This window comes from Arthrobacter sp. Y3221087, from assembly GCF_059089905.1.
This window is the reverse complement of record NZ_JBNHFE010000001.1, coordinates 1,758,139-1,781,799: the sequence shown is the minus strand read 5'-3', so window position 1 is coordinate 1,781,799 and position 23,661 is coordinate 1,758,139. Positions and strand designations below refer to the sequence as shown.

At 68.2% G+C, this 23,661-nt stretch carries 18 protein-coding genes; 6 read left to right on the top strand and 12 right to left on the bottom strand.

All coding sequences use genetic code 11. The features are described 5' to 3' along the window. Positions 1-118: 118 nt before the first annotated feature. Positions 119-1,072, top strand: coding sequence for a GerMN domain-containing protein (locus AC5RUO_RS08470; RefSeq protein WP_494009224.1), 954 nt, complete (start codon positions 119-121; stop codon positions 1,070-1,072). Here the strand turns inward: AC5RUO_RS08470 and AC5RUO_RS08465 are convergent. The 3 genes from AC5RUO_RS08465 to hrcA all read right to left on the bottom strand — a co-directional run bounded on the left by AC5RUO_RS08465 (position 1,059) and on the right by hrcA (position 4,066). Then, a complete protein-coding gene (locus AC5RUO_RS08465; RefSeq protein WP_494103249.1) occupies positions 1,059-1,841 on the bottom strand; it encodes a 16S rRNA (uracil(1498)-N(3))-methyltransferase in 783 nt (260 codons plus the stop codon). The genes AC5RUO_RS08470 and AC5RUO_RS08465 overlap by 14 nt on opposite strands. Positions 1,842-1,843: 2 nt before the next feature. Further along, positions 1,844-2,971: a molecular chaperone DnaJ gene (gene dnaJ / locus AC5RUO_RS08460; RefSeq protein WP_494009226.1), complete on the bottom strand. Its 1,128-nt coding sequence runs from the start codon at positions 2,969-2,971 to the stop codon at positions 1,844-1,846. Between the two features lie 81 nt (positions 2,972-3,052). After that, a complete protein-coding gene (hrcA, locus tag AC5RUO_RS08455) occupies positions 3,053-4,066 on the bottom strand; it encodes a heat-inducible transcriptional repressor HrcA (RefSeq protein ID WP_494009227.1) in 1,014 nt (337 codons plus the stop codon). Positions 4,067-4,255: 189 nt separating this feature from the next. Between hrcA and AC5RUO_RS08450 the strand changes: the two genes are divergently transcribed. Continuing rightward, on the top strand, positions 4,256-5,104 hold the full coding sequence (locus AC5RUO_RS08450) for a DUF3097 domain-containing protein (protein ID WP_494103248.1): 849 nt from the start codon (positions 4,256-4,258) through the stop codon (positions 5,102-5,104). Positions 5,105-5,226: 122 nt separating this feature from the next. Beyond that, entirely contained in the window at positions 5,227-5,646 is a 420-nt protein-coding gene (locus AC5RUO_RS08445) for a DUF4870 domain-containing protein (protein ID WP_009358804.1), read from the top strand. A 69-nt stretch (positions 5,647-5,715) separates the two neighbouring features. Here AC5RUO_RS08445 and hemW read toward each other — a convergent pair whose 3' ends face one another. Both hemW and lepA read right to left on the bottom strand, forming a co-directional pair. Next, entirely contained in the window at positions 5,716-6,945 is a 1,230-nt protein-coding gene (gene hemW / locus AC5RUO_RS08440; protein WP_494103247.1) for a radical SAM family heme chaperone HemW, read from the bottom strand. Positions 6,946-6,981: 36 nt separating this feature from the next. Further along, entirely contained in the window at positions 6,982-8,835 is a 1,854-nt protein-coding gene (gene lepA / locus AC5RUO_RS08435) for a translation elongation factor 4 (RefSeq protein ID WP_009358806.1), read from the bottom strand. A 178-nt stretch (positions 8,836-9,013) separates the two neighbouring features. Here lepA and AC5RUO_RS08430 point away from each other — a divergent pair, with 178 nt between their 5' ends. Both AC5RUO_RS08430 and rpsT read left to right on the top strand, forming a co-directional pair. Further along, positions 9,014-9,553, top strand: coding sequence for a type II toxin-antitoxin system PemK/MazF family toxin (locus AC5RUO_RS08430; RefSeq protein WP_494103246.1), 540 nt, complete (start codon positions 9,014-9,016; stop codon positions 9,551-9,553). Positions 9,554-9,721: 168 nt separating this feature from the next. Next, positions 9,722-9,982 (top strand): 30S ribosomal protein S20, encoded by a 261-nt coding sequence (rpsT, locus tag AC5RUO_RS08425; RefSeq protein ID WP_494009232.1) that lies wholly within the window; start codon positions 9,722-9,724, stop codon positions 9,980-9,982. Between the two features lie 83 nt (positions 9,983-10,065). Here the strand turns inward: rpsT and holA are convergent, their stop codons facing one another. The 5 genes from holA to leuS all read right to left on the bottom strand — a co-directional run bounded on the left by holA (position 10,066) and on the right by leuS (position 17,565). Then, positions 10,066-10,959, bottom strand: coding sequence for a DNA polymerase III subunit delta (gene holA, locus AC5RUO_RS08420; RefSeq protein WP_494103245.1), 894 nt, complete (start codon positions 10,957-10,959; stop codon positions 10,066-10,068). Next, positions 10,866-12,947 carry a ComEC/Rec2 family competence protein gene (locus tag AC5RUO_RS08415; RefSeq protein WP_494103244.1) on the bottom strand — a complete coding sequence of 694 codons (2,082 nt, stop codon included), beginning with the start codon at positions 12,945-12,947 and terminating at the stop codon, positions 10,866-10,868. Before AC5RUO_RS08415 ends, holA begins: the two co-directional genes overlap by 94 nt. Before the next feature lie 77 nt (positions 12,948-13,024). Beyond that, entirely contained in the window at positions 13,025-13,936 is a 912-nt protein-coding gene (locus AC5RUO_RS08410; RefSeq protein WP_494009235.1) for a ComEA family DNA-binding protein, read from the bottom strand. 62 nt (positions 13,937-13,998) lie between these two features. Beyond that, positions 13,999-14,979, bottom strand: a complete 981-nt coding sequence (locus AC5RUO_RS08405) for a DegV family protein (RefSeq protein ID WP_494009236.1) — start codon at positions 14,977-14,979, stop codon at positions 13,999-14,001. 63 nt (positions 14,980-15,042) lie between these two features. Then, complete coding sequence (gene leuS, locus AC5RUO_RS08400; protein ID WP_494009237.1) at positions 15,043-17,565, bottom strand: leucine--tRNA ligase; 2,523 nt, start codon at positions 17,563-17,565, stop codon at positions 15,043-15,045. A gap of 291 nt (positions 17,566-17,856) precedes the next feature. Here leuS and AC5RUO_RS08395 point away from each other — a divergent pair, with 291 nt between their 5' ends. Further along, on the top strand, positions 17,857-20,121 hold the full coding sequence (locus tag AC5RUO_RS08395) for a PEP/pyruvate-binding domain-containing protein (RefSeq protein WP_494103243.1): 2,265 nt from the start codon (positions 17,857-17,859) through the stop codon (positions 20,119-20,121). A gap of 29 nt (positions 20,122-20,150) precedes the next feature. On the opposite strand, the gene glpK is transcribed toward AC5RUO_RS08395, so the two are convergent. Together glpK and AC5RUO_RS08385 are read right to left on the bottom strand one after the other, a co-directional pair. Next, complete coding sequence (gene glpK, locus AC5RUO_RS08390) at positions 20,151-21,665, bottom strand: glycerol kinase GlpK (RefSeq protein ID WP_494009239.1); 1,515 nt, start codon at positions 21,663-21,665, stop codon at positions 20,151-20,153. A gap of 49 nt (positions 21,666-21,714) precedes the next feature. Then, on the bottom strand, positions 21,715-23,544 hold the full coding sequence (locus tag AC5RUO_RS08385; RefSeq protein ID WP_494009240.1) for a glycerol-3-phosphate dehydrogenase/oxidase: 1,830 nt from the start codon (positions 23,542-23,544) through the stop codon (positions 21,715-21,717). Positions 23,545-23,661 lie beyond the last annotated feature (117 nt).

The following is a 23,661-nucleotide window of genomic DNA, read 5'->3' as shown; positions in this document are numbered from 1 at the left end:
GGCGAGGGCTGGCGGCTGGCAGGGCCTGCAGGGTGTGCCATGCTGGAAATCCAGCTGCAGCTGGAAGACCAGGCCGCCCGGGGATCGGCCCTCCGCGTTAGGAAAGGACAGGACGAACGTGCCGGAATCCGCTGCGCCCCTGAGGGCCGGCCGTGCCGTGGGCCGCATGCGCGGTCTCCTGCTGGCCGGAGTCCTGGCAGCTGTCCCGGCCATGACAGGCTGCATCGCCGAGGCCGGGCCGGCGCCCACCGGCACATTGGCCACCAATCCCATCGCCACCGGCACGGCACAGGCGCCGTCCACGAGTGCGCCGCTGGAAACCACCCAGTCCTCGAACAAGGCTCCGGTGTACTGGATTGGCCGCAGCGGCAGCGACGTCTTCCTGTACCGCGAATTCCGGGACGTGCCGGACCAGGAAAATCCCGTGACGCGGGCCCTGCGCTCCATGATGTCGGACAAGCCGCTCGACCCCGACTTCTTCACGCCCTGGCAAAGCCCCCGCACGCTCGCCACGTCCATTTCGGGTAAAGATGTCATCACGGTGGACGTCTCCGAGGACGCCTTCAACAGCAACCTCGATGCGGAGATGGCCGCCCGGGCCATCCAGCAGTTGGTCTACACGGCAACAGCCGCCGCCGCCAGCTCAGGCCTGATCGACTCCGGGCAGCAGATCCGGGTCCGAATCCTGGTGGACGGGCATACGGACTACGTGGCGTTCGACCACATCCCGCTCGGCGCACTGATGACCCGGAGCACGGGCCTGGTGGCGCCCGTCTGGATTATCGATCCGCAGGAAAACGTGGAAGTACCCGGGGGCAGCGTCAAGATCACCGGACGAAGCACCACCGCCGGCGGCAAGCTCCGCTGGCAAATCCTGCGGTCCGGAACCGACGGCAGCACCGAGCCCTTCCTCACCGGGGAGACAACAGCCTCGCCCGAGCAGGGCCAGGCGGGGGTTTTCACCCTGGCCCTGACCATGCCGGCCGGTGACTACGAGCTGCGGGTGGCGCAGGCCGGAACCGGGGGCGGTCCGGACCAGTTCGAGGACACCCGCGCCTTCAAGGTGCGGTAGCCGTCCAGCGGCCCAGGATGTCGCTGGCCAGCACGACGGCGGCCGGCCCGGCCGTGGATGACCGCAGGACGTGGTGCCCCAGCAGTGCAGTCACGGCGCCTTTGTCGCAGAGCCTGGTGACTTCGCGGGGACTGATCCCGCCCTCGGGTCCTACGATCAGGAGCACCTCGCGGGGTTCCGCTCCCCCGCCGCCGGCCTGCCAACCCTCAAGGACGGTACGCAGCGGGCGGACGGCGTCCTCGTGCAGGATGACCGCCAGGTCCGCGGCCTCGACGGCTGCGGAAAGCGCGGCGGTGTCGACGGCGGGGCGGACCTCCGGCACCCAGGACCGCCGCGCCTGCTTGGCGGCGGCGGTTACCACCGACTGCCATTTGGCGTGGGCTTTCGCTGCGCGGTCACCTTTCCACCGCACGATGGACCGCTCGGACTGCCATGGGACCACGGCGTCGACCCCCAGCTCGGTGGCCGTTTCGATGGCCAGCTCGTCCCGGTCGCCCTTTGCCAGGGCCTGGACGAGCACCAGCCGGACTTCCGGCCGCTGTTCGACGGTTACGGACGCGCACTCCACCTCGAGGGCCGCCGGCGCAGCAGCGGCGACCCGCCCTGTCATCCTGGTGCCGGCGCCGTCGACAATATCGACGGCTTCGCCGGGTTCAAGCCGTTTGACAGCGACGGCATGCCTGGCCTCGGCCCCTTCCAGGACGAAGCGGCCGCCCGGCGACAGTCCATCCAGGGACCCGGCGGCGGTGAAGAAGACGGGGTTGCTCACCGCTACAGGTTACCGAGGCGGTCCCGAAGCTTGGCGAACATGCCGCCGCTCGCAGCCAGCTTGCCGTCGGTGATCTGCTCACCCCGGAGCTTGGCCAACTGCCGCAGCAGGTCTTCCTGGGCGGCATCGAGCTTGGCGGGAGTCTCCACCTGCAGGTGGACCTTGAGGTCGCCGCGGCCATACCCGCGAAGGTGGGTGACGCCCAAACCGCGAAGCGTAATGATTTCACCGGACTGGGTGCCGGGCTTGACGTCGATTTCCTGCGTGCCGTCGAAAGTTTCCAGGCTGACCTCGGTGCCAAGGGCGGCCGCCGTCATGGGAATGTTCAAGGTGGCGTGGAGGTCGTCCCCGTCCCTGACATAGGTGGGATCGTTGTTGACCCGGATCTCCACGTAGAGGTCGCCGGAAGGTCCACCGGCGGGTCCCGCCTCACCCTGCCCGGACAGCTGGATGCGGGTTCCGGTGGCGACGCCGGCAGGAACCTTGATGGTCAGTGAACGGCGGCTCCGGATGCGGCCCTGGCCGCTGCACTCGTTGCAGGGATCCTTGATGACGGTGCCGAATCCTTCGCAGCTGCCGCAGGGGGCAGCCGTCATGACCTGGCCGAGGATGGAGCGGACTGCCCGTTGGACCTGGCCGCTGCCGCCGCAGATATCGCAGCGCTCCGGATGAGTGCCGGGCTGGCAGCAGGAGCCTTCGCAGGTGGGGCAGGTGACCGCCGTGTCCACCTCGAGTTTCTTGTTGACGCCGAAGACGGCGTCACGAAGGTCGATCCGGACGCTGATGAGGGCGTCCTGGCCGCGTCGGACGCGTGAGGCCGGACCGGTAGAGCCGCCAGCACCGAAGAAGGTGTCGAAGATGTCCTGGAATGCGAAGCCCTGCCCGGCGTAACTGCCGCCGCCGAACCCGTTGTCCGTGCCGTTCTCGTTGCCGGTGGTGTCGTAGACGCGCCGCTTCTGGGGGTCCGAGAGGACTTCGTACGCATGGGTCACTGCCTTGAAGCGGTCAGCGGCCTCCTCGCCCGGGTTGACGTCCGGGTGCAGGGTGCGGGCCAGCTTGCGGTAGGCCTTTTTGATTTCTTCTCCGGTGGCCTCCGGTGAGACTCCAAGGACGTCGTAGTGGCTGCTCAAAGTTCGTATCTCTTCCTTGTTGACTGCATGCAGTGGGGGTGTCCTTCCGCGGACCGGCTGCCAGGGCAACCGGCGCCCCGCTCAGGGCCCCAGAATCCGGGATAGGTAGCGGGCAACAGCCCTGACGGCGGCCATGGTGGTGGGATAGTCCATGCGGGTGGGACCCAGCACGCCTATTTTCGCTGCGCTGTCCGGACCGTAGCCGGTGGCCACCACGGAAGCTTCGGCAAGGCCGTCGTACGGGTTCTCACGCCCGATGCTGACTGCCACGCCACGGTGGTCCTGCGCCATTTCGCTCAGCAGGCGCAGCATCACCACCTGTTCCTCCAGGGCTTCCAGGACAGGTCCGATGCTGAGCGGGAAATCCACGTTGGACCGGGCAAGGTTCGCCGTGCCCGCCATGACCATGCGCTCCTCGCGGCTGCTGTGCGCCAGGAGCTCCAGCCCGTGGGCCAGTGCCTGCGCGGCCGGTCGCTGCGCCGGGCCGACGGCGGAAACGACGCCGGGCAGGGACTGCCCCAACTGGCCCAGCGGGGTTCCGGCGAGGGAACCGAGGAACTGGGTCCGGAGCGCGGCGAGGGCGTCGTCACCCAGGTCCTGGCCGACGTCGATCACCCGCTGCTCCACCTTGCCGCTGTTGGCGATCAGGACCACCAGCACTTTCCGCGGTGCCAGCAGGACGAATTCGATGTGGCGGATCAGGGCCCGGCTCAGATGGGGATACTGGACCACCGCCACCTGGTTGGTCAGTTGCGACAGCAGCCGGACGGTCCGGTCCAGGACATCATCGAGGTCGTCGGAGCCTTCGAGCAGCGACTGGATGGCGCGGCGTTCAGCCTGGGACAGCGGCTTTACAGCCGAGATCTGGTCAACGAACAGGCGGTAGCCCTTGTCCGTGGGAATCCTGCCCGCACTGGTGTGCGGTGCGGTGATGAGCCCTTCGTCTTCCAGGGCTGCCATGTCGTTGCGGATTGTTGCACTGGATACGCCGAGATGATGCCTTTCCACCAGCGCCTTGGAACCCACGGGCTCGCGGGAGTGGACGTAGTCCTCCACGATTGCCCGCAGCACTTCCAGTTTGCGTGGCTCGCTCACACTCCACCTCCATCCAGGGTCAGGGCGGCAGCGCCACCCTGTGCAACAAACATCAGGGAAAACCCTCAGGGTTAGCACTCGACATGCCTAAGTGCTAACAGTCTATTATGACTCGCCCCGTTGTTAGCATTGGTACCGCTCCGGGCGAAATTCCGGCGGCACTGATCTAGCGCTAGGCGGAGTCGATCCATGGATTACCAGAATTGGGGGCCCCGGGAGATGTCCGGCCCCGTCCGCACCCAACTGCCCGAAGTCCCCGTTGAACGCGGCATGGTCCTGGAGGACGTGCAGTCCGGGTGGGTTGGTGCCGTGACGCGGGTGGAAAAGTCAGGCGGCATGCACGTGGTGGCGCTCGAAGACCGGCGGGGAAAGTCACGGACGTTCCGGCTCGGCTTCGGCTTCCTCCTGGAGGGCCGGGCCATCCGCCTGATGCCGCCGGCACCGCGTGCCGCTGCCGGCGCCGGAGCCGGCAGGACGGCGTCGGGATCGGTCCGGGTCACGGGCCAGCGTGCCCAGGTGGCCAAAGCCAGCCGCATCTGGGTGGAAGGCAAGCACGACGCCGAACTGGTGGAGAAGGTCTGGGGAGACGACCTTCGCGTGGAGGGCATCGTCGTCGAACCCCTGCACGGCATTGACGACCTCGCCGGAGCGGTGGCCGATTTCCGGCCCGGGCCGGGACGGCGGCTGGGCGTGCTCGTGGACCACTTGGTGCCGGACTCGAAGGAGTCCCGCATTGCCGACGCCGTCATGGCGTCCCCCGGCGCCGCGGGGAACGTCCTGATCGTGGGCCACCCGTACGTGGATGTGTGGCAGGCCATCAGGCCCGCTGTCCTGGGGATCGAGCAGTGGCCCGTAGTGCCCCGGGGCCAGGACTGGAAGACCGGCGTGCTGGCGGCCTTCGGCTGGCCGCACGCCACGAAGGAGGACATCGGGCTGGGGTGGCAGAAGCTGCTGGGTGCCGTCCGCAGCTACGCTGACCTTGAGGCGTCGCTGCTGGGCCGCGTTGAGGAAGTGATCGACTTCCTCACGGTGCCCTGAATGGGGAGCCATGTCCCGGATAGCCAGTATTCTTGGTACTGCAGGTCCTGCGGCACTGTCCGCGGCCGCAGCAAGGCAGCACCGGCATTTCGCACTATTTGCACTCTCGAAGGAAACAGACTGTGGCAGAAAACACCCGTGATCACAGGGACAGCCAGGGCGGCGCAGGCCGCTCTGAATACCATGGCGTCCCGGCGAACGCGCTGCCCCTGACGGCAGGCGAGGACAGGCAATGGGCCACCCTGGCACACTTCGGCGGAATCCTCGGTTGCGTACCTGCGCTCCTGATCTTCCTGATCTTCCGCGACCGCGGGCCGTTCACGGCGCAGGAGTCCAAGGAAGCGCTGAACTTCAGCCTGCCGCCCACCATTGCGGCCGTGGTGGCGAACATCCTGGTGTTCATCCCCGTCATCGGCAACATCTTCGCCGTCATCGCCACGCTGATCTGGATCGCCCTGACCTGCTTCTCGGTGGCGGCCGGCATCCACGTGAACAAGGGCCAGCCGCACCGGTACCAGTACAACCTGCGCTGGATCAAGTAGTCCCCACCGGCTCCCAACCCTCGCAAGCTCGGGCCGGGGCCCTCGCCGGCGTGGGCCCATCCGGGCAGGTCAGTCCGGGAGGATCCGGCGGACCACCGCGTCTGCCAGCAGGCGCCCCTTCAGGGTGAGGACGAGTTTCCCGCGGAATGCCGCGGCCGGGTCCACCAGGCCGTCGGCAATCAGTCCTGCCATCTCGTGGCGTCCAACAGCGCTCAGGGTGGCCACTTCAAGGCCTGCCTGGAGGCGCGCCTCCAGCATGATGCGTTCGACATTCCGGGTTTCCGGGTCAAGGGTTTCCCGCCCGGCAGCAGGTGAGAGTCCCTGGGCCAGGCGGCCGGCGTAGGCGGTGGGATGTTTGACGTTCCACCACCGGACGCCGCCAACGTGGGAGTGGGCGCCCGGGCCGATCCCCCACCAGTCGTCCCCCCGCCAGTAGGCGAGGTTGTGGCGGCACGCCTGCTCCCGGGTGCGGGCCCAGTTGCTGACCTCATACCAGCCCAGGCCGGCCGCGGTGATCAGCTGGTCGGCGAGTTCGTACTTGTCGGCGTGGTCGTCGTCGTCGATACCCGGGACCTCCCCGCGCCGCATCTGCGCGGCGAGCTTGGTGCCATCCTCCACGATCAGCGCGTAGGCGCTGATGTGGTCGGGCTGGTAGGACAGGGCGGTCTCCAGGGAGTACCGCCAGTCGTCCAGGGATTCGCCCGGCGTCCCATAGATCAGGTCCAGGCTGACGGCCAGTCCGGCCTCCCTGGCCCACTGCACCACCTGCGGAACCCTGCTGGGGGTATGCGTCCGGTCCAGGACCTTGAGTACGTGCGGAACCGCCGACTGCATGCCAAAGGAAACGCGCGTGAAACCCGCTGCCTTGAGGACAGCGAGGGACTCGGGAGTCACGGAGTCCGGATTGGCTTCGGTGGTGACCTCCGCGCCGTCCTCAATGCCCCACTCGTCGATTGCCGCCCGAAGGATCCGGGCGAGATCGTCGGCGGGAAGCAGGGTGGGCGTCCCGCCGCCGAAGAAAACAGTGCTCAGCTTCCGCGCCGGAAGCCCGGACCCGGCCAGCACCCTGGCGGCAAACGCCACCTCGGAGGCGGCCGTGCCGGCATAGGCGTCCTGGGACGCGCCGCCGCCGAGCTCGGTGGCGGTGTAGGTGTTGAAGTCGCAGTACCCGCAGCGCACCGCGCAGAAGGGGATGTGGACATACAACCCAAAGGCACGGCTCTCCGCGCCCTCGGCTGCCTGGGCGGGCAGCAGGCCGTCCGACGGCGCGGGGTCGCCCAGGGGAAGAACACTAGGCATTGCTGCGGCCCGTGATAGATGCGGCCACTGTCATCACTACTTCTTGGCCTTGTCCTTGGACTCGTCGGTGGTCAGCGCGGCGATGAAGGCCTCCTGGGGAACCTCCACGCGGCCCACCATCTTCATGCGCTTCTTGCCTTCCTTCTGCTTTTCCAGCAGCTTCCGCTTACGCGAAATGTCACCGCCGTAGCACTTGGCGAGCACATCCTTGCGGATGGCGCGGATGCTTTCGCGAGCGATGATCCTGGATCCGATGGCTGCCTGGATGGGGACCTCGAACTGCTGCCTCGGAATGAGCTCGCGCAGCTTGCCGGTCATCATGACGCCGTACGCGTAGGCCTTGTCCTTGTGGGTGATGGCACTGAAGGCGTCCACCTGTTCGCCCTGCAGCAGGATGTCCACCTTGACGAGGTCTGCCACCTGTTCACCGTCGGCCTTCCAGTCCAGCGATGCGTAGCCCCGGGTCTTGGACTTGAGGATGTCGAAGAAGTCGAAGACGATCTCGGCCAGCGGGATCCAGTACCGCAGTTCCACGCGGTCCTCGGAGAGGTAGTCCATGCCCTTCATCTGGCCGCGGCGGCCCTGGCAGAGTTCCATGATTGCCCCGACGAACTCGTTGGGGGCGAGGATGGTGGCGGACACCATGGGTTCCCGGACTTCCCGGATCTTGCCGGCCGGGAACTCGCTGGGGTTGGTGACGGTCAGGACGGACTTGTCCTCAAGGGTCACCTCGTAGACCACGTTAGGTGCCGTGGAAATCAGGTCCAGGTTGAATTCCCGCTCCAGGCGTTCCCGGACGATCTCGAGGTGCAGCAGGCCAAGGAAGCCCACGCGGAAGCCGAAGCCCAGCGCGGCGGAGGTTTCCGGCTCGTAGACCAGTGCGGCGTCATTGAGCTTGAGCTTGTCCAGGGCGTCGCGGAGCACCGGATAATCGGTTCCGTCCAGCGGGTAGAGCCCGGAGAACACCATGGGCTTGGGATCGGCGTAGCCGCTGAGGGATTCCGACGCCGGCTTGGCAAGGTTGGTGACCGTGTCACCTACCTTGGACTGGCGGACGTCCTTCACGCCGGTGATGAGGTAGCCCACCTCACCGACGCCCAGGCCCTTGGAAGGCGTCGGCTCGGGCGAGCTGACTCCGATCTCCAGGAGTTCGTGCGAGGCCTTCGTGGACATCATCTGGATGCGCTCGCGCGGATGCAGCATGCCGTCCACCACCCGCACGTAGGTCACCACGCCGCGGTAGGTGTCATAGACGGAGTCGAAGATCATGGCGCGGGCGGGTGCGTTGGCGTCACCCACGGGTGCCGGGAGGTCGGTGACGATCTTGTCCAGCAGGGCCTCGACGCCCACGCCGGTCTTGCCCGAAACCAGCAGGACGTCCTCCGGATCACCGCCGATGAGATTGGCCAGTTCCGCTGCATACTTCTCCGGCTGCGCCGCCGGAAGGTCGATCTTGTTGAGCACCGGAATGATGGTGAGGTCGTTTTCCATCGCCAGGTACAGGTTGGCGAGGGTCTGTGCCTCGATGCCCTGCGCCGCGTCCACCAGCAGGACGGCACCTTCGCACGCCGCCAGCGACCGGGAAACCTCATAAGTGAAGTCCACGTGGCCGGGGGTGTCGATCATGTTCAGTGCGTAGCTCACGCCGTCAACTTCCCAGGGCATGCGGACGGCCTGGGACTTGATGGTGATGCCGCGTTCACGCTCGATATCCATGCGGTCCAGGTACTGGGCCTTCATGTCGCGTGCCTGCACCACTCCGGTGGACTGCAGCATGCGGTCAGCCAGGGTGGACTTGCCGTGGTCAATGTGCGCGATGATGCAGAAATTCCGAATGATGGCCGGATCTGTCGCGGCGGGCACCGGGGCGGTGCGGGCCATGGGAGACACGCAGGGGTCCTTACTGTTGGCATTTCCGCGGCTGCCGCCGGGTGCACCCTTGATCAGGTTCCCGCGGTCCAGCCGCACATCGTCAACTTCAAGTGTCCCACGTCCGGGCGCGTGGCACCGCATCCCGTTGGGGGTTTGCAGTCGTGCCCGCAGCAGGGCCCGGCTGTAAGGTGGCGGAATGCCTTTCAGTCTCCGTCCCCTGGCGAACGCCGTCCGGAGTGGGCTTCGGCTGCTACGGGCGACCGGGCCCGCTTCGTCCAGGAACCTGGCGCCGTCCCGTTCCCACGCCCGGGGGCCTGCTGCCCCTGCCGGCACAAGCCGCTACCCGGGGGATTTCCGCGGGCGCTCCGTCGTCAGCTATGCGCCCAAGCCCGACGGCGATCCGGACCCCGGCGAGGTGGTGTGGACCTGGGTGCCGTACCAGGAGGACCACTCCCGCGGGAAGGACCGCCCGGTACTGCTGGTGGGACGCAGCGGACCGTACCTGCTGGGACTGATGCTCACCAGCAGGGACCGGGTGCCCGCAGCATCCGCGTCCCCCGACTACGTGGACCTGGGCGTGGGCGGCTGGGACCGCCAGGCCAGGCCCAGCGAGGCCCGGCTGGACCGCATCCTGCAGATCAGGCCGGCGGACATCCGCCGGGAGGGCGCCGTGCTGGACCGCAAGCGCTTTGACGCCGTGGCCGCAGGGCTCCGCGCGCGACACGGCTGGACGTAGCCCTTGAATGGCCAGGCGGGCGGCTGACCTGCTATTCTTTATAGCTGTGTGTCCGTGCAGGTCGACGGCCACTGATGGTTGGCCGCCATAGGTATCCCCACGCCGCTCAGTCAATGGCCAGCCTGAAAGCCCTCTAGACCATTTCCGCATTAAAAAGAGAGTTCACACGTGGCGAATATCAAGTCCCAGAAGAAGCGCATCCTCACCAACGAGAAGGCACGCCTGCGCAACAACGCAGTCAAGTCCGAGCTGAAGACGGCCATCCGCGCCGTCAACACCGCCGTTGAGTCCACGGACAAGGATGCAGCTGCTGCTGCCCTGGTTGTTGCCAGCCGCAAGCTGGACAAGGCTGTCAGCAAGGGTGTTCTGCACAAGAACAACGCAGCAAACCGCAAGTCGGCGATCTCCAAGAAGGTCAACGCACTGTAAGGTTTCCAGTTCCCCGAACTGATGATCGTGGCCGGTACCCTCGGGTACCGGCCACGCGCCTTTAAGCGGTACCGCCTGCGGGCTCAGCGGCCCTGCACGGACATTGCGATGATCCTGACCGCATTCTCGACGGCGAATACAGGATCACGTGAGAGCCCCTTGACCTGTGCGTCCGCCTCTGCCGTGGCCTGGATGGACCGGACCAGCCCTTCCGGAGTCCAGCGCCGGACGTCACGCTGCGCCTGCTCCACCAGCCACGGCTGCATGCCCAGTTCGGCGGCGATCTGTGCCGCGGAGCCGGAAGCGCCGGCCACCCGGGCCACCGTGCGCAGTTTGGCCGCCAGGGCAGCCACCAAGGGAACCGGATCGGCCCCCGTGGCAAGGGCATGCCGGAGCGTGGAAAGCGCCAGGGGCCCGTTTCCGGCCATCGCAGCGTCGGCCACCTTGAATGCTGTCGCCTCGATCCTGCCGCCGTAGTACCGGTCAACCACCTCAGACGTCACGGTGGTTCCCGCATCGGAAATCAGCTGGCTGCACGCAGCGGCCAGCTCGGAAAGGTTGGCCCCTACCGCGTTGACCAGGGCCAGGACCGCGTCCTGCTCGATCCGCCGGCCGGCCGCTTTGAACTCCGCGGACACGAAGGCCATCTTGTCGGCGTCCTTCTTGAGCGGCTGGCAGTCCACCACCGGCCAGCCGCCCTTCTTGATGGCGTCGAGGAGCTTCTTGCCGCGCGCTCCCCCGCCATGCCGCAGGACCAGGACGGCGTCCGGTTCCAGATGGCCGAGGTAGGCCAGGGCGTCGGCCAGGAAAGCCTCGTTCATGGCTTCGACGCCTTCGACCTCGATTAGTTTGCTTTCCCCGAACAGTGACGGGCTGACCAGCATTAAAAGGCTTCCGGCCTCGTAGGCGGCGGCGTCGACCCGGCTGACCTCCACATCGGGAGACGTTGCCCGGACCTGGGAACGGATGTTGTCCATGGCCCTGATGCCCAGGTACTCCTCGGGGCCGGTGATGAGGACAACGGGTGCCGGGGCTGCATCGCGCCAGGCGGCAGCATTCGACGCCGCCGGACGGGTTGCTCGTTTTTGCGCAGCGGCCATCGGGGATCCCTTCCGGAATATTTTGTGGAGGATCCCAGCCTGCCATGTCCTGCACCGTGGTCAAAGCCGTGTTGCCGGTGCAGGGCCGCCCCCTTCCGCTCCGGCAGCGCAAGAAGCGAAACCGTGGTCCGGTGAGCGGCGAGGGTAAGGCGCACAACGGCCCGGGGACGTGCCGCCGCCCAAGTGGCAGCTGCGGTGAGGACCGAGAGCAGGAGCATGGACAGCAGCCCGGGTAAACCTTCCGGCCAGGGAAGGGAGGCTCCCGGAAGCTGCGAGCTGACACGTGCGATGCCCGCGACGCCGGCACTGAACGTTCCAGCCACGGCGATGAGCAGCGTGGCGGGCCAGGGTGCCAGGGCAACAAGGGGAACCGCCGCGGTTCCCAGCAAGGTTACCGGCGCCACCAGGGGTGATGCGGCCACGTTCGCCAGGAGCGAGTAGGTCGAAAACTGGGGCTGCAGCAGGACTATGACGGGCCCGCACAGCAGCTGGGCGGACAGCGGAACCGCCACGGCGGCGGCCGCCCACCGGGGAATGCCGGCGGGAGTCCAGTCAATGATCCGCCTGCCCAGGACGATGATTCCCAGCGTCGCCAGGACGGAGAGCAGGAACCCGAAGCTCCCGCCCAGCCCAGGGTCGACGAGCAGGAGTCCTGTCACCGCCAGGCAGAGGAAACTCAGCCCCCGCCCGGAGCGGCCCGCGGAGAGGGCAGCCACGGCCACCGCTCCCATCACGGCTGCCCGCAGCACGCTGGCGTCCGGTCCGACGAGCACCACGAACAAGCCCAGTCCGGCCAGGGCCGCGGCGGCGGCGGGCGCGCGCGGCATCCGCATTTTCCGGCAGGCAAGCAGCAGCGCACCCAGGACGAGGCTGCAGTTGGCCCCGGAGACAGCGGTGAGGTGGGTCATGCCCACGGCTTTCATGGCGTTTTCCAGCCCTTCGTCCAGGGCGCTGGTGTCCCCTGTGACCATGCCCGGAAGAAGGCCTGCGGCATCAGGGGCCAGAAACGCGGCGGCACTGACAAACCGGACCCGCAGGTCCTTTGCCGCGCTCTCCAGTCCGGAGCCGCCGTCGGCCGGGCCCGGCGCGGAAGAGGCAGCCAGCGTACCGGCCTCATACCGCCCTGGGTCAGCCGGACGCAGTTTTCCGGTGGCGCGGACGGCTTGTCCCGGGACCAGGGTTCCCCAGGTGCCACCTCCCATGACCATCAGCTGCGCCCGGGTGTACAGCACCAGGCCCCCAGTGGCCACTTCCCGGGTCAGGACGGGCACGGACCACCGTTCGGGGGGACCTGCCTGCCCGGGCCTGCTCAGCGGACGGGGCGTCCCGGCCACCTCCACCAGTGCGACCACAGACCTCCCGTCGGCGATAGCCTCGGCGAGCGGGCCATCAAAACGCTGGCTGGAGGCCACGGAGGAATGGGCTGCAGCGGCGGCGGCGAGCAGGAGGGCAATGGCAGTGGTGGCGCGGAAGCTGCGCCGGCCCGGCGGGTGCCCGGCGGGTGTCCGCCGGCGGAGCCGCACCAGCAGCAGCACGCCGAGGGCCGCCAGGCCCAGGCAGAGCACGGCCAGGGCTGCGGGCGTCAACCACAGGCCGGCAAGGGAAGCGCCCCAGACCATGGCGGCAGGAAGGGCAAGGCGGAGGTCCGTACGGCGGCCCGGGGATCCGGTGCCGGCGTCGCTGCCGGCTCCATCGCCTGGTGCAGCGCCGCCCCTCGGCCCAGGCAGGGCGAGCCTGTCCCGGATTGCGTCGATGCGGCCTGAGTATGTGCCGGAGACGGGCGGTTTCCTGCTGTCCTCCACGTTCGGCCCGTTGGTGCCATAACCGGCGCCTGCTCCCTGCGCGCCGCTGACGGCGGAGTCCACGTAACGGCTCCACGGACTGGCCTTTCGCCCTGCTCCACCTTCACCCATCGGGATGTCCGTTCACCTGCTGCGGCACGTCACACCGTCACCAGTGGCAGCAAGGCCTCAAGCAGCTTGGGGCCCACACCGTCCACCGCATCAAGCTCCTCCGCTGTCTTGAAGGGACCGTGGTCCGCCCGCCAGTCCACGATCCGCTGTGCCAGCACCGGCCCCACCTTGGGCAGGGTGTCAAGCTCGGCCGCCCCTGCGGTGTTGAGGTTGACCTTCGCACCGCCGGACCCCGGCCGGCCACCTGTGCCGCCCGCTGCACCGGCCGGTCCGGCGGACTCCGCCAACGGCGGCGTGGCTTCACCCTGCCGGGGAACATGGATCTTTTGTCCGTCCTCGACGACCAGTGCCAGGTTGAGGCGGTTGAGATCGGCGTCGGGTGTTCCGCCGCCCGTAGCGCCGATGGCGTCATGGACGCGGCTACCTGCCGGCAGGGTCACCACGCCTGGCGCGGCCACCGCACCGGCCACATGGACCACTACCGGGCCGGCGGAGCTTGCCGCAGGCTTAGTCACCTCAGGCAGGCCGTCCCCGGCCTGCCTGGCGTCGCCATCGTGGCCGTCCCCGTCCCGGGGTCCGCTTTCCGCCGCCGGGCCCGCGCTGATCCCGGCAAGCGGCAGGATCTGCGGACGGCCGGAAGCGGTCTGCCACCAGAACACCGCACCGGCGGCTATGGCAAGGACGCCGAGCAGGACCGCAACCCGAAGCCCCAGCCGCCAGCGCAGTGCGGGGGCCAGCCCGGCAGGCCCGCCACCGCCTCCGCCACGCCCGTCTTCAAAGCCGGCAGGATCCTGCAGGGGTTCTTCACTCCCCCGATATTCGAAATCCCGCTCCCCTCCCCCGTCCGCCAGGAGCCCCTGCCGCCCTCCCAGGGTTGCCTGCAGCCGGGCCCTGGCATGGCGCGCCGAAGGTCCCGCTGCTCCAGCATCCCGGCGTGACATGGCTTAACGCTAAGGACATCCGGGCACCGGGCAACAGGTTCAGAAGGTGCTATGTGGACAGGCTAGGGAGCCTGGGGTCCGGACGCGCCGGCGGCAGCGTCGCGGCCAACGATGACGGCCAGGACACCCAGACCGGCGTGCGCCGCCAGCACTGCCGGGAGTGAGCTGATCTGCGCCGGCGGGCACTGCGGAAGCGCGGCTGCCAGCCTGGCCGCAAGGCCTTCGGCTTCCTCCGGGTTTCCGAAATGGTGTACCGCCAGCCGGACGGCCTGCCCGGGCTGGGCCAGCGCCTCGGCGGCGACGAGCTCCTCCAGCCGGGCCACCGCCCTGGCGGCCGACCGCACCTTCTCAAGAGGTACGATCCTGCCGTTTTCCACCGCAAGGATCGGTTTGATGGCCAGCATCGTGCCCAGCAGCGATGCGGCCGGGCCAATCCGGCCGCCGCGCCGGAGCTGCTCCAGGCTCGGAACGTAGAAATAGACCTTGGTCCGGCCGGCCTGGGCCGCCGCGGCGGAAGCAGTACGGACCGCGTCGGCGCCGCCGGCCGCAGCCGCAACACCGGCCTGGACCGCCATGCCCAGCGCCATTCCCACCGTCCGCGAGTCAACCACTTCCACGGGGATTCCCACCCGGGCGGCAGCCAGGCGGGCGGCATCCGCCGTGCCGGAGAGCTCGCCGGAGATGTGGATTGAGACGATCTCTTCGTACCCCAGGCGCAGCGCCGCCCGGAAGGCCTGCTCGAACTGTCCGGGCGAGGGGCGGGACGTCTTGACCGGCGTCCCCGCGGCCAGGGCCAACGCGATGGTTTCCAGGATGTCGTCTTCACCCTCGCCGTAGATGTCCGCTCCCACCATGACGGGCATGGGGATCACGGTGAGCAGTCCGTCCGCCTTGAGCCCGTCCGCCCACGGTTGCGGCAGCGCCGCGGCTGAGTCCGTCACCACCGCCGTGCGGACGACGGCGGCACCGGGCCTGGGAGCGGGGCGTAAACCTGCCAGGCGGGCCCGGAACCAAGGCCAGCCGGCGGCGGAACTGTCGGGCAAGGGGCCTCCTGATGTCACTGGCCGGCCACCGGAGTTGTCCGGCGGCCGGGCCCGGCCTGCCTGCTAGGCCGGGACGATGTTGACCAGTTTAGGTGCCCGGACAATAACCGTGCGGATGCCGCGGCCGTCCATTGCGCGCTGGACATTTTCCGAGGCCAGGGCCAGTTCACGGAGTTCGTCCTCGGAAATGTCCGGGGAGACTTCCAGCCTGTCCCGCACCTTGCCCTGGACCTGGACGACGGCGGTGACCGTCGCCTGGACCAGGAGCGCGGGGTCATGGGCCGGCCAGCCGGCGTTGGCCACGGATGCGGGGTGGCCCAGCACGTTCCACATGTCTTCGGCGGTGTAGGGCGCGAAGAGGCTGAGGATGACGGCCACTGCCTCGGCGGCTTCACGGACGGCCGGATCGGCGCCGCCTGCACCGGAGTCGATGGCCTTGCGGGTGGCGTTGACCAGTTCCATCAGCTTGGCCACCACGACATTGAACTTGTTGGCATCCAGCAGTTCGGCGGCATCCGCGATGGTGCGGTGCGTGACGGAACGCAGCGCCCGGTCCCCGGTACCGAAGTCGGTGCCGGGAGCGCTGGAGACATCCTGCGCCAGGCGCCAGGCGCGGGCCAGGAACTTCGCGGAACCGGACGGGGACACGTCGGCCCAGTCCACGTCGTCCTCGGGCGGGGAGGCGAAGATCATGGTGAGGCGTACGGCGTCCACGCCGAACTTGTCCAGCTGCTCACCCAGGTCCACACCGTTGCCCAGCGACTTGCTCATGGCCTTGCCGCCGTTGAGCACCTGGCCCTGGTTCAGGAGGGCGCTAAACGGCTCGTTGGCCTCGATCATTCCGAGATCGTGGATGACCTTGGTGAAGAACCGGGCGTACAGCAGGTGCAGGATGGCGTGCTCCACGCCACCGACGTACTGCCCCACGGGCATCCAGTCGTTGATCTTTTGCGGATCGAACGGGCCCTCGGTGTAGTGCGGCGAGACGAACCGCAGGAAGTACCAGGACGAGTCCACGAAGGTGTCCATGGTGTCGGTGTCGCGCTTGGCAGGTCCGTGGCAGGACGGGCACTCGACATTGACCCAGGCTTCGGCGGCGGCCAGGGGTGAGGTGCCCTTCGGGGCCAGGTCCTCACCGCGCAGGTCCGAGGGCAGCGTGACGGGCAGCTGCTCGTCGGGGACGGGCACCTCCCCGCAGGACGGGCAATGGATGATGGGGATGGGCGTGCCCCAGAACCGCTGCCGGCTCAGGAGCCAGTCGCGGAGCCGGAAGTTCACGAACTTCTCGCCAGTCCCCTGCCGCTCCAGCATTGCGATGGCGGCGGGGATGGCCTCGGACTTGGGCAGCCCGTCCAGCTCTCCGGAGTTGATCAGGGTGCCCTCGCCGGCGGTGGCGGTGCCGGACACGGCGGGGTCCTCCTCGCCGGTGTCCAGGACCGCGCGTACGGGCAGGTCGAAGGTGCGGGCGAAGTCGAGGTCGCGCTGGTCGTGTGCGGGAACGGCCATGATGGCGCCGGTGCCGTAGTCGGCCAGGACGTAGTCGGCCGCCCAGACGGGCAGCTTTTCCCCGTTCAGCGGGTTGATGGCGTACCGGCCGGTGAAGACGCCGGTCTTTTCGCGTTCTGTGGACTGGCGTTCGATCTCCGACAGTGCCTTGACCTGTTCACGGTACTCGTCCAGCGCCGCGGCGTGTTCCTCTGTCACGAGTTCGACGGCGAGCGGCGCATCAGCGGCCACCACGAAGAACGTGGCGCCGTACAGGGTGTCCGGGCGCGTGGTGAAGACCGTGACCTCCTTGGCGGGCTTGCCGCCGTCGGCCTCGATCACAAAGTTGACGTGGGCGCCCTCGGACCGGCCGATCCAGTTCTTCTGCATGGCCAGTACCCGCTCTGGCCAGTGGCCGCGGAGCTGTTCCATGTCGTCGAGCAGCCGGTCGGCGTAGTCGGTGATCTTGAAGTACCACTGGTTCAGGGACTTCTTGGTGACGGTGGTGCCGCAGCGCTCGCAGGCGCCGTTGACGACCTGCTCATTGGCCAGGACGGTCTGGTCCTTTGGGCACCAGTTGACCGGCGAGTTCTTCCGGTAGGCCAGGCCGCGCTCGTAGAAGCGCTTGAAGAGCCACTGGGTCCAGCGGTAGTACTCGGGATCCGAGGTGTGCAGCCGGCGGGACCAGTCGGCGGAGATGGCGTAACGCTTGAAGGACGCGGCCTGGGTGTCGATGTTCGCGTACGTCCACTCGCTGGGATGGGCGTTCCGCTTGATCGCGGCGTTCTCCGCCGGCAGGCCGAAAGAGTCCCAGCCGATCGGATGCAGCACGTCATAGCCCTGCTGGCGGAGGTAGCGGGCCACGACGTCGCCCATAGCGAACGCCTCGGCATGGCCCATGTGCAGGTCGCCGGACGGGTAGGGGAACATGTCCAGCACATACCGCCGCTCCCGCGATCCGTCGTCGACAGGGGTGAAGACCTTCAGGTCCTCCCACACCTGCGGCCACTTGGCCTCCATGGCCGCGAAGCTGTACGTGCCCTCCTCGGGTGCTTCCGCTGCCACTGCTGCTCCGGTCTCTGTCTCCGGCTGAACGCCCACTGCTGCCCTCTTCTGTTCTGTTACGGCACTTGTGCTGCCATAACGGCCTGATCCTCCCGCAGCGGCCCGGGAAATCCTCCCGGACACACAAAAGCCCCTCGCCATGGAGGGGCTGCCGCTCAGCCGTCCGTCATGTCGGACAGCCGGCGGCTAGCTAAGCAGAAGGATCGCACGCATGGAACTACTTTAGCGCACCTGCGCGAGCCGGGGCTGAAGGGGGCTGTACCCTGCCGGTTGCCCGTCACTAGACTGGAGCCGGGCCGTCCGGGCCCCGATCCGGCAGGTGACGCCATGCAAAATGCTGCGGAGAAGGCCGCGGAAACGGAAGGCCGCTTTCCCCGGCTTGGCGGGGCAGCCGCCCTCCAGCGGGATGTTGTCGGCGGCAAGGCCGCCGCCCTGGCCCGGCTACGGAGGGCCGGATTCCCGGTGCCGCCCGGATTCGTGGTGACCCGTGCCGCGTTTGATGACGCCTCGGGGCGCAGTGACTGGTTGCGCCTGTTGCAGGACGCTGCCCGGGCGGCCGGCCCCGGCCCCTATGCCGTCCGCTCCTCCGCCACCGCGGAAGACCTGCCGGGCGCTTCCTACGCCGGCATGTACGAAAGTTGCCTCAACGTTGATCCGGCAGGCCTCGATGCTGCGGTCGCCCGCTGCTTCCAGTCGGCGGAGGCCGGCAGGGTGCGGGCGTACCAGGAGTCCCGCGGCCAGGCCGGCAGCGGGACCATGGCCGTGCTGGTCCAGCAGATGGTGGAGCCCACAGCGGCGGGTGTCGCGTTCTCCGCCAATCCACTGACCGGAGCCCGGGACGAGACTGTCATTTCCGCTGTACCGGGGCTCGCTGAAGGGCTCGTCTCCGGTTCCGAGGGCGGAGAAGGATGGACAGTCCGGAACGGCAGCGCCACGTGCACCCGCGGCGGAGGCGTCCTGACGGCGGAAGGCGCGACGGCGGTGGCGGCCGCGGCGCAAAGAGTCGCCGGCTACTTCGGTGCTCCCCAGGATGTCGAGTGGGCGTTGGACAGGGCCGGCCAGGTCCAGCTTGTGCAGGCACGGCCGATGACCGCCGTCCCGGAACCGGTGGCCTGGCAGCGGCCGGGAAACGGTGTGTGGATACGCAACTTCCGGCTGGGCGAATGGCTTCCCGAACCGGTCACCCCGCTCTTCATGGACTGGCTGGTGCCATCCCTGGATGCCGCGTACAACCGGGCCGTGGCCCACTCCACCGGTGTCCAGGTGCCGATGAGACACGCAGCGGTCAACGGCTGGTACTACGTTGCTCCGCCCACGCCCGGGGCGCTCCCCCACCTGCTGTTTGGCGGGACGCCGCGCTCGCTGCCCTACATCTTCAACTGCGTCGTCCGTCCCATGCTGGACCCGCCCGGTGCCGACCGCGCTGTCCTGCGAAGCCTGGAGCACGAATGGCGGACCGTGTGCCTCCCCGCCTACCGCCGCCTGGCGGAGGGACAGCCGGAGGACGGCGATGCGGCCGGCCTTCCGGACATCATCGGCCAGGTGGAGCAGGTGGTGGACGCGGCGGGCGCCTACCTCTGGTACTTTTCGGTTACCGGCGGCGCCGCCTGGAAGATGGAGATGGCCCTCGCCCGCTTCTGGCGGCGGCATCTGGCCGGCGCTTTGGCGCGCGGGGTCCCGGGGGCATCCGGGGCTGAGGGCTACCAGGTACTGCTCGGCGGGCTGCTCCCGTCCGCCCCGCCCCAGGTGCCCCATGCCGTGTACAGCATTGACTGGTTCCACAGGACGGCGGGTGAGGAGCCGGAAGCGCCGGCGGCGGCGGTCTCCGGCGGACACCACGTTTCCTCCAGTGCCGTGGACCGGCGCCGGGCGGCGGAAGCTGCCTGCCGTCTGATCCTGGGGGGAACCCGCCTCCTGCGCCGTTTCGACACCCTCCTGGCCGTTGCACAGCATTATGCCCTGCTGCGGGAGGAACAGGCCCGCGACTTCACACTGGGCTGGCCGCTGCTGCGCCGGTGCGCTGGGCGAATAGGCACAATCCTGCAGCAGGCCGGAATCATCAGCGACCCGGAGGACGTCTATTTCCTCACCCGGCGGGAGCTTCGGACCGGCGGACCGCCCCGGCACGCAGATGTGTCCCGGCGCCGGGATGACTGGCTGCGGCAGCGGAAACTCGACGCGCCGCTCACGTTGGGCACCTTGCCCCTGCTGGGCAACTCATTTGACCGGATAGCCAACAAAGCCCGGACGGAACGCGCCCTTCCCGCGGGTGCTCTGAGCGGGCACCCGGCAAGCCCTGGCCGCGCCCGTGGACAGGTGCGGCTGGTTACGGGTCCGGCCGACTTCGCGGGATTCCGGCCGGGCGAAATCCTGGTGGCCAGGGCAACGGCACCTGCCTGGACTCCGCTCTTCGCCGGCGCCGCCGCCGTCGTCACGGATACGGGCAACCTCGCCGCGCATGCCTCACTGGTGGCGCGGGAGTACGGCATTCCCGCCGTAGTGGGCACCGGCAACGCCACCCAGGTCCTGCACACCGGCCAATGGGTCACGGTGGATGGCAGCAAAGGCATTGTGGAAACTGGCGCAGGCTGAGCCCGGGGCCGGTCCCGCTCCGGAAAGGGCTACTTCACATCCTCGTCCACCCAGTCAATGGACTTGGTGACGGCTTTCCGCCAGAGGCGCATCTGCCGGTCCCGTTCAGCCTCATCGAGTTGCGGCTCCCAGCGCTTGTCCTCCGACCAGTTGGCTGACAGCTCGCCCAGGTCCTTCCAGAACCCCACCGCAAGGCCGGCCGCGTAGGCCGCCCCGAGCGCCGTGGTCTCGATGACCCTGGGACGGATGACGGGGACACCCAGGATGTCCGCCTGGAACTGCATCAGGGCGTCATTGGCCACCATGCCGCCGTCGACCTTGAGCTCACTGAGCGGCACGCCGGAGTCGGCGTTGACGGCGTCCAGCACCTCGCGGGTCTGGAAGGCGGTGGCTTCCAGCGCGGCACGGGCGATGTGGTTCTTGTTGACGAAGCGGGTCAGGCCCACGATGGCGCCGCGGGCGTCCGGGCGCCAGTGGGGGGCGAACAGGCCCGAGAACGCCGGAACGATGTACACGCCGCCGTTGTCCTTGACGGACGCCGCCAAGGTTTCCACCTCGGGTGCGCTGCTGATCATGCCCAGGTTGTCGCGCAGCCACTGGATAAGCGACCCGGCGACGGCGATGGACCCTTCGAGGGCGTACTGCGGGGCCGCATCCCCCAGTTTGTAGCCGACCGTGGTGAGGAGCCCGTTCCTGGAGTGGACAATCTCCCCGCCGGTATTGAAGATCAGGAAGCAGCCCGTCCCGTACGTGTTCTTGGCGCCGCCGGTTTCGAAGGCCGCCTGGCCGAAGGTGGCCGCCTGCTGGTCTCCGAGGATCCCGGCCACCGGGGTTTCCCGAAGCAGCTGGGAGGTGTGGACGTGGCCGTACACCTCGGAGGAGGACTTGATGCCGGGCATCATGCTGCGCGGCACGCCGAAGATCTTCAGGATGTCCTCGTCCCACCGCAGGGTCTCCAGGTCCATGAACAGCGTGCGGGAGGCGTTGGTGACGTCCGTGGCGTGGACACCGCCGTCCACGCCGCCGGTCAGGTTCCACAGCACCCAGGCGTCAGTGTTGCCGAAGAGCAGGGTGCCGGCTTCGGCACGTTCGCGGGCCCCCGCCACATTGTCCAGGATCCACTTGATCTTGGTGCCCGAGAAGTAGGTGGCCAGCGGCAGGCCGACCTTCTGCTTGAAGCGGTCGCTTCCGCCGTCCCGGGACAGTTCATCCACGATGTCCTGCGTCCGGGTGTCCTGCCACACGATCGCGTTGTAAACCGGCTCACCGGTGGTCTTGTCCCACACCACGGCGGTTTCACGCTGGTTGGTGATGCCGACGGCGGCAATGTCGTGCCGCGTCAGGTTCGCCTTGGACAGGGCGGAGGCAATGACTTCCCGGGTGTTGTTCCAGATTTCCGCCGGGTCGTGTTCCACCCAGCCTGCCTGCGGGAAGATCTGTTCGTGCTCCATCTGCCCCGAGGAGACAATGCCGCCGGCGTGGTCGAAGATGATGGCGCGGGTGCTGGTGGTGCCCTGGTCGATGGCGAGAATGTACTGGTTCATGAATGACGTCCTTGTCGGGTTGGCGGCGGTGGATGGCGGCGGGGTCCCCTTACGCCACCAGGCTGGGCGTTTCCACCCGGTGGAAGCGCTTCAGCACGTCCTGCGCGTGGAGGATCTCCGCTTTCCGGGCTGCTGCATCCCATCCAAGCGGAACAGCGAGCACTTCTGCCACCTCGTTGAGCAGTTCACCCGTGACGAGCCCGCGGAACGCGAGGGAGGTCCGCCGGATGAGGACGTCCACCAGGTGGCCCACCTGCTCGTGGGCGGCCATGAACTCGAGTTCCCGCACGCTCAGCTCGCGGGTGGAGTGCAGCAGCCGGTCCCCGCCGGCGTCGAGGTACTCCATGACCGCCTCCGCTCGCGTGCCGTAGCGGGTCAGGAGCCCGGCGGTGCGGTCCGCGTCCCGGCCGGGGGCCATGTGCGCCTTGATCCACTGCTGGACGCCGGCCTCGTCGGCGGGGAAGCCCGCACCGCCGCCGATGGGCAGCTGGGCCGTGGTCACTTTGCGGCCCTTGCCCAGCTCGGCCAGGACGTCGTCGGCCAGGTGCTCGGCGAGGGCACGGAATGTGGTCCACTTGCCGCCAACCAGGCTCAGGACGACGGCGCCCGTCCCGTCGGCTGCCGGACCGCGGCGCTCGATCCGGTAGTCGCGGGAGACGAAGCCCGGCTGGGTGGCGTCATGCCGGGGCAGGGGCCGCACGCCGGAAAAGGTGTAGACGATCTGTCCGCGGGTCACCGGGACCGAGGGGAACACGTGCCCGATGAGGTCGAAGAAGTAAGAGATTTCCTCGTCGGTGCAGACGGCGTCCTCGGCCATGTCGGCATCCACGTCGGTGGTGCCCACCAGCACGCGGTCACCCATCGGGTAGATCAGGACGATGCGGCCATCCGTGTGCTCGAAGAAGATCTCCCGGCCCCGGCAGGCCTCGAGCAGGGCGGGGTTGTCCAGCACGATGTGCGAGCCCTTGGTGCCGCCCATGAAGGACGAGGCAGAGCCCATCGCCTGGTTGGTCAGGTCAACCCAGGCGCCGGTGGTGTTTACGATGACGTCGGCGGTGAAGTCGAATTCCTCCCCTGTCAGTTCGTCCCGGAGCCGGACGGTGCTCCCCCTGCCGGTTCCGGGGTTGGGCCGGGACGTCACGGACTGCAGTGACACGTAGTTGCTGGCACGGGCAGTGTCCCCTTGCCCCGGTCCAGTGCCCGTCCGGCCGGCCAGTTCGCCGTCCTGCAGCACGTCGAGGGTGAGCCGCTCGGGATTGTGCACGGACGCGTCGAAGTAGGTGGCCGTGTACTTGATGTCGGGCCGCAACGCGGGGAGGTCCGCCAGAGCACGCTTGCGGTCCAGGAACCGGTGCCGGGGCACTGTGCCGCCGGCCCGCGAAAAGGAGTCGTAGAGGCTCAGGCCGAGCTTGATCAGGAAGGCGCCGCGCTCCGTGGGCCTGCCCTGCTGCTTGTGCGTGAGGAAGCGCAGGGGCGCAGCCAGGACGCCGGAGAAGGTGCTGAAGATGGGAATGGTGGTCTGCAGCGGCTTGACGTAGTGCGGCGCGATCCGGAGCAGCCTGTTGCGCTCAACTACCGACTCCCTGACCAGGCGGAACTCGCCGTTCTCCAGGTAGCGGATGCCGCCATGGATCATGTGCGATGAAGCACCGCTGGCACCCTGGCAGTAGTCACCGCGTTCCACGAGTGCCACGTCAACGCCCTGCAGGGCCAGGTCGCGGAATGTGCCTACGCCGTTGATGCCGCCACCCACCACCAGCACTTTGGCATGCGGACGCCGCCTCAGGTTGTGCACCGGGCTTCGCTCCACCCCCGGCTTCGGCGCTTCGGCGGACTGCCGGGGCGCGGATGGATGGACGGTTGGCTCTGTGGCTCCCACAACTACTCCTGGTGACTTTTCCTGATGCGCGGCCGCCGGACGCTGGCGCCGCCGTTCCCAAACCATGGTTGAACTGATGGAAAATGGAGTCAAGCTCAATGCACAAACGTGCAGAAT